Here is a 6,039-nt window from a genome sequence, read left to right as displayed (position 1 = left end):
GGACGGAACGGTGACCGTCAATGTGATCCGCGCCGAGCTCGGCCAGCACATCGGCACGGCGATCGCGCGCATCGTCGCCGACGAGTTGGAGGCCGACTGGTCGAAGGTGAAGGTCCACCACGTCGATTCCGACGCCAAGTGGGGCCTGATGGTGACCGGCGGCAGCTGGTCTGTGTGGCAGAGCTACCCGCTGTACAGCCAAGCCGGCGCCGCGGGTCGAACCGTGCTGGTCGACGCCGGCGCCAAGCTGCTCGGCAAGCCGGCAAGCGCCTGCGTGGCGCGGAACGGCGCGGTGCATGCCGGCAAGGCCTCCATCGGCTACGGCGACATCGTGCGGCGCGGGAAGCTGACGCGGACCTTCACCGCCGATGAGCTCGCCAAGCTGCCGATCAAGCCGGTCGCCGAGCGGCGGCTGATCGGCAAGGACGCGCCGGCCCGCGACATCCCGGGCAAGGTGCGCGGGACTGGCGTCTACGGCATCGACGCCAAGATCCCGGGCATGATCTACGCGCGGCCGAAACTGCCGCCGACGCGCAACGATAGCGAGGTCGTCTCGATCGACGACAGCGCGGCCAAGTCCGTGCCCGGCTACCTGAGCGCGGTGGCGCTGGAGGACCCGTCGAGGACCGTGCCGGGCTGGGTGATGGTGTTCGGCGACAACTTCGTCGCCGCCAGCCGGGCAGCCGACAAGGTGAAGGTCGAATGGCGGAGCGGGCCCTCGGCCAAGGTCTCCGAGGCCGACCTGCAGAAACACGCCGCCGAGCTGATCGCCGATCCGAAGGCGGGCTCCCTGGTGATCGACGATGCCGGGGTGGACGCGGCCTTCGCCGGCGCCACCAAGAAGATCGAGCGGACCTACACGACCGCCACGGCGCTGCATGCGCAGATGGAACCCTTGAACGCGCTCGCCGTAGAGCGGGACGGCGTCATGGAGATCCACACGGGCAACCAGTGGCAGTCGCTGGTGCTGCCGTGGCTGGCCAAGGCGCTGGGGCGGCCGGAGGACAAGATCGTCCTCAAGACCTACCTGCTGGGCGGCGGCTTCGGCCGGCGGCTGAACGGCGACTATGCGGTGGCCGCGGCGCTGGCCGCCAAGCAGACCGGCAAGCCGGTGAAGATGGTGCTGACCCGGCCCGACGACCTGAGGTTCGACAGCCCCCGGTCGCCCTCGGTGCAGGTGGTGCGGATGGCGTTCGGGGAGGGCGGCCGGGTGACGGCCATGGACCATGCCGCGTCCGCCGGATGGCCGACTGAGGTGATGGCGCCCTTCTTCATGCCCAAGGGGACCAACGGCGTCCCCTACGATCCCTTCGCGATCAACGGCGCGAACCACTGGTACAGCGTCGGCGCGCAGCGGGTGCGGGCGGTCTCCAACGACCTGGCCAACCGGACCTTCCGACCGGGCTGGCTACGCTCCGTCGGGCCCGGCTGGACCAACTGGGCGGTGGAGAGCTTCATGGACGAAGCGGCCCAGGAAGCGGGCGTCGATCCGGTGGCCTTCCGGCTGAAGCTGCTGGATGGGGCTGGCCGCAACTCCGGGGCGGCCGATGGACCGACGGCGGTGGGCGGCGCCCGGCGCCAGGCCGCGGTGCTGGCGCGGCTCGCGCAGAAGGTGGGCTGGGGTGCGCCCCTGCCCAAGAACACCGGCATCGGCGTGGCCACGACATTCGGCCAGGAACGCGACATGCCGACCTGGACCGCCTGCGCGGCGCGGGTGCGGGTGGATCCGGCGAGCGGGGCCGTGAAGGTCGAGAAGCTGACCCTGGTGGTCGATGCCGGGACCATCGTCTCGCCGAACGGGGCGCTGGCGCAGGTGGAGGGGGCGGCGCTGTGGGGCATGAGCCTGGCGCTGTTCGAAGGCACCGAGTTCGCCGACGGTCAGGTGAAGGCCACCAACTTCAACACCTACACGCCGCTTCGGATGGCCGACGCGCCGGAGGTCGAGGTGGAATTCGTCAAGAGCGACCAGCCACCGGTGGGGCTGGGCGAACCCGCGACGACGGTGGTGGGTCCGGCGATCGGCAATGCGATCTTCGCGGCCTCCGGCGCGCGGGTCCGCGACCTGCCGATCCGGCCGGCCGCGGTGATGAAGGCCCTGCAGCAGAAGGTTTGAGGATGGCTGGGATGAGATGCTGGATCGCGGCGGGCGCCCTGGCGCTTGGCCTGGGCGGCGCGGCGGCCGCGGCGGATTACCACGCGCCGCGCAACGCCTTCGGGCAGCCGGACCTGCAGGGCGTGTGGACCAACGGCTCGCTGACCACGCTCGAGCGACCGGCCTACTTCAAGACCCTGACCATTCCGGAGGCCGTCGCCGTGGAGGTGGAGAAGCGGCGGGCGACCATGCGCGCGGCCCAGGACAAGCCCACCGATCCGAACGCGCCGGCGCCGCCGGTGGCCAACGATCCGGGCGGTTACAACGCCGGCTGGACCGATCCCGGCACCAAGCTGGGCCGGCTGAATGGCCAGGTCCGGACCTCGTGGCTGATCGATCCGGCGGACGGCAAGCTGCCCTACAGCGCCGCGGGTCGACAGAAGTTCGACAGCGTGCTGCACCAGGCCCGGACCGACTTCGGCGGGCCGGAGATCCGGCCGCTTGGCGAGCGCTGCGTGCTGGGCTTCGGCTCCTCGGCCGGGCCGCCCATGCTGAACGTGCTCTACAACAACAACTACCAGATCGTGCAGTCGCCGGACGCCGTCGCCATCGTGGTGGAGATGAACCACGACGTGCGCACCATCCGGCTGGACGGCGCGCAGCACCTGCCGCCCGCCATCCGGCCCTGGATGGGCGATAGCATCGGCCATTGGGAGGGCGAGACGCTGGTCGTGGAGACCACCAACTTCAACCCCGGCGAGTCTCTGCGGCCCTATTTCGGCGCGACCATGTACCTGTCGAAGGACGCGCGGGTGACCGAGCGCTTCACCCGCGTCTCGCCGACCCAGATCGCCTACCAGTTCCAGGTGGAGGACCCGCAGGTGTTCACCCAGACCTGGAAGGCCGAGATGCCGCTGAACGCCACCAAGGGGCCGGTCTACGAATATGCCTGCCACGAGGGAAACTACGCCCTGCCCGACATCCTGGCCGGCGCGCGGCAGGCGGAGAAGGAAGGCCGCAAGCCGGAGGAGACCGGGCTGGCGGAATAGGTCAGGCGGCCACGAAGCTCGCGGATTTCGAGCGGATCTTGTCGAAGTCCCAGACCAGGGCGTCGAGGGCGGCGCCCCCACGCTGCGGCCGCGCGGCGCGACCTTCGAAGAGCACGGCCTGCAACTCGTCGCGGGCCCGCCGCACACGGCTCTTCACCGTGCCGACCGGGCAGCCCATGATCTCGGCGACCTCTTCGTAGCGCATGCCGCCGGCCCCCACGAGGATCAGGGCCTCGCGCTGGAAATCGGGCAGCATGGCGAGCGCCCGGCGGACATCCTCCAGCTCGACATTGGCGGAGGGATCGTCCGGCGCCACGAGCGTGCGCTCGATGATTTCCTGGTCATATTCGGCGCGCCACTTGCGGCGGCGCTGGGTCGAATAGAAGCGGTTGCGCAGGATGGTGGACAGCCAGGCGCGCAGATTGGTGCCGGTGTGGAACTGGTCGCGGCAGCGCCAGGCCTGGAGCACGGTTTCCTGGGCGAGATCCTCGGCCTGCTCGACGTCGCCGGTGAGGGTCCGGCCAAATGCGCGCAGGAACGGGACAGCGTCCAGCAGCTCCTGCTCGAAACGGTCCGCTGACAGATGTTCGGTCATGCTTGCCCTCCTCCCGGGCGGCTAAACGGCTACGGCCCAGCTTGCGTTCCCGGCGCGACCGAAAAATCGGCAACCCAAGCTCTGCCCTAGGCGTTCATGGCTAGGCGGGGGCGCAGAGTTGCGTGCAGATTGGCTGAGCCCGCACGCGCTCGAGGATCGGCTTGCCAACCATCCGTACCCGAAACCTGGTTCCCGGCTCACGCGACGCGCCAGGCTTTGCCGCCCTCTATGTGGCCTATGCGCTGGCGGCCTGGCTCGGCCTGCATTGGGCGATCGCGCCGGGCGGCGGAACCCCGATCTGGCCCGGCGCGGGGATCGCCTTCGTGGGGCTGCTGCTCGGCGGCCCGCAGCTCTGGCCGGCGATCCTGTTGGCCCGCATCACCGTCGCGCTGGTCACCCACTCTCCGCAGCCGTGGTGGGCCGACCTCGGCGTGGCGGGCGCGGCGACCTTGAGCGCGCTGACACCGGTGCTGATCATCCGACGCCTGGGCGGGCTCGATTCCCGGCTCGGCTCGCTGACCGACATGGCGCGGTTGATCCTGCTGGGCGGCGTGCTGGGCGCCGCGATCTCGGCGCTGGGGGCCCTGTCGCTGCTGACGACGAGCATGCCGGTCGCGCGCTTCGCGACCGCGCTCGAGAACTGGGTGCTGGGCTATTTCGTCGGCGTCATGCTGGTCGCCCCCATATTGCTGATGCTGTCGCGCAGGGAAGCTTGGCGGCCGACGCCGATGAGCGCGGTGCATCTGGCAGCTTGCATGGGCGCGGTGGCTGTCGTGGCCGCCCATATCTTCCTGCAACCCTCGCAACAGCCGATCGGCAGCTGGCTGCTGTTCCCCTTTCTGGTCTGGGCCGCTCTGGCCTTCAGCGTGCCCGGCGCAAGTTTCGGATTGGTGATCGTGGCGCTGATCGGCACCTGGGCGGCCATCCGTGGGGTGTGGCCCCAGCCGGGCGTCGTGGCTGACGCGGCTCATCGCGTGCTGATGGCCCAGGAGTTCCTGGCGGCCAGCGGGCTGACGGTGCTGGTGCTCGCGGCCGTTTCCGACGAGCGGCGGGCCAAGGAGCAGGTGGCGCGCAGCGAGCGACGCCTGCGCGCCGAGACCGAGGCGTTGGAGACGCTCAACGCCACCGGCGAGCTGATCGCCGCCGATCTGGACCTGGAGAGCGTGGTGCAGAAGGTCACGGACGCCGGCACGACCCTGACCGCGGCGCAGTTCGGAGCCTTCTTCTACAATGTGATCGGCGACCGCGGCGAAGAGTACATGCTGTTCACTCTGTCGGGCGCGCCGCGCGACGCCTTCGAGCGGTTCGGCATGCCGCGCAACACCAAGGTGTTCGCCCCGACCTTCGATGGCGAGGGCGTGGTGCGATCCGACGACATCCAGAAAGACCCCCGCTACGGCCAGAATCCGCCGCACAACGGCCAGCCGACGGGCCACCTGCCGGTGCGCAGCTATCTGGCCGCGCCGGTGAAGTCGCGATCCGGCGAGGTGCTGGGCGGGTTGTTCTTCGGCCATCCGGAGGTGGGGGTGTTCGACGAGCGGGCCGAGCGGCTGGCGGCGGGGCTGGCCGGACAGGCGGCGATCGCCATCGACAACGCCCGGCTGTATCAGGCGGCCCAGCGGGAGATCGCCGAGCGGACGCGGGCCGAGGAGCACCAGCGGCTGCTGATCAACGAGCTGAACCACCGGGTGAAGAACACGCTGGCCACCGTGCAGTCGATCGCGGCCCAGGCGCGGCGGGCGGGCGACGATCCGCTGTCGAGCTACGAGACGTTCAGCGACCGGCTGATGGCGCTCTCGCGAGCCCACGACGTGCTGACCGCGCAGCGCTGGGAAGGCGTGGACCTCGTCGACATCGTCGCGGGCGCGGTTCGGCCGTTCGGGGCGGACGCCGGCCGGTTCAAGATCTCCGGGCCGTCGGTCTGGATGGAGCCGCAGGCGGCGCTGGCGCTGGCCATGGCGCTGCACGAGCTGGCGACCAATGCGGCGAAGTACGGCGCGCTCAGCGTGACGACGGGCGAGGTGAGCCTGACTTGGACGGTGAAGCCCGATGGCGAGGACGGCCTGGCGCTCGATCTCACCTGGCGGGAATCCAAGGGTCCGAAGGTGGCGCCGCCCTCTCGCAAGGGCTTCGGATCGCGGCTGCTGGAGCGCGGCCTGGCGGCGGAGCTGAACGGCGTGGTGACCGTGGACTACCGGCCCGACGGCCTGGTCTGCGAGATGCGAGCCAGGCTGCCGGCGGTCGATGGCGCGGCCGTGGCGGCGGCGGAATAGGGGCGATCTGTTCGTATTTTGTTCTTGACA

4 protein-coding genes are annotated in these 6,039 nt (G+C 70.3%); 3 read left to right on the top strand and 1 reads right to left on the bottom strand.

Features of this window, described 5'->3' with window-relative positions; genetic code table 11:
* Positions 1 to 2,113: xanthine dehydrogenase family protein molybdopterin-binding subunit (locus VGT80_RS12485; protein WP_327456249.1), on the top strand; the 2,113-nt coding region annotated here is incomplete at its 5' end.
* A gap of 11 nt (positions 2,114 to 2,124) precedes the next feature.
* Complete coding sequence (locus VGT80_RS12480; RefSeq protein WP_327456247.1) at positions 2,125 to 3,141, top strand: hypothetical protein; 1,017 nt, start codon at positions 2,125 to 2,127, stop codon at positions 3,139 to 3,141.
* 1 nt (position 3,142) lies between these two features.
* Here the strand turns inward: VGT80_RS12480 and VGT80_RS12475 are convergent, their stop codons facing one another.
* Positions 3,143 to 3,736 (bottom strand): sigma-70 family RNA polymerase sigma factor, encoded by a 594-nt coding sequence (locus VGT80_RS12475; RefSeq protein WP_327456245.1) that lies wholly within the window; start codon positions 3,734 to 3,736, stop codon positions 3,143 to 3,145.
* A 161-nt stretch (positions 3,737 to 3,897) separates the two neighbouring features.
* On the opposite strand from VGT80_RS12475, the gene VGT80_RS12470 reads away from it, so the two are divergent.
* Positions 3,898 to 6,009: an HWE histidine kinase domain-containing protein gene (locus tag VGT80_RS12470; RefSeq protein ID WP_327456243.1), complete on the top strand. Its 2,112-nt coding sequence runs from the start codon at positions 3,898 to 3,900 to the stop codon at positions 6,007 to 6,009.
* The last annotated feature ends 30 nt before the right edge of the window (positions 6,010 to 6,039 follow it).

Source organism: Phenylobacterium sp., from assembly GCF_035944335.1.
Taxonomy (GTDB): Bacteria; Pseudomonadota; Alphaproteobacteria; order Caulobacterales; family Caulobacteraceae; genus Phenylobacterium.
Note: the sequence above shows the minus strand (reverse complement) of the source record. Positions and strands in the feature narration are given on the sequence as shown.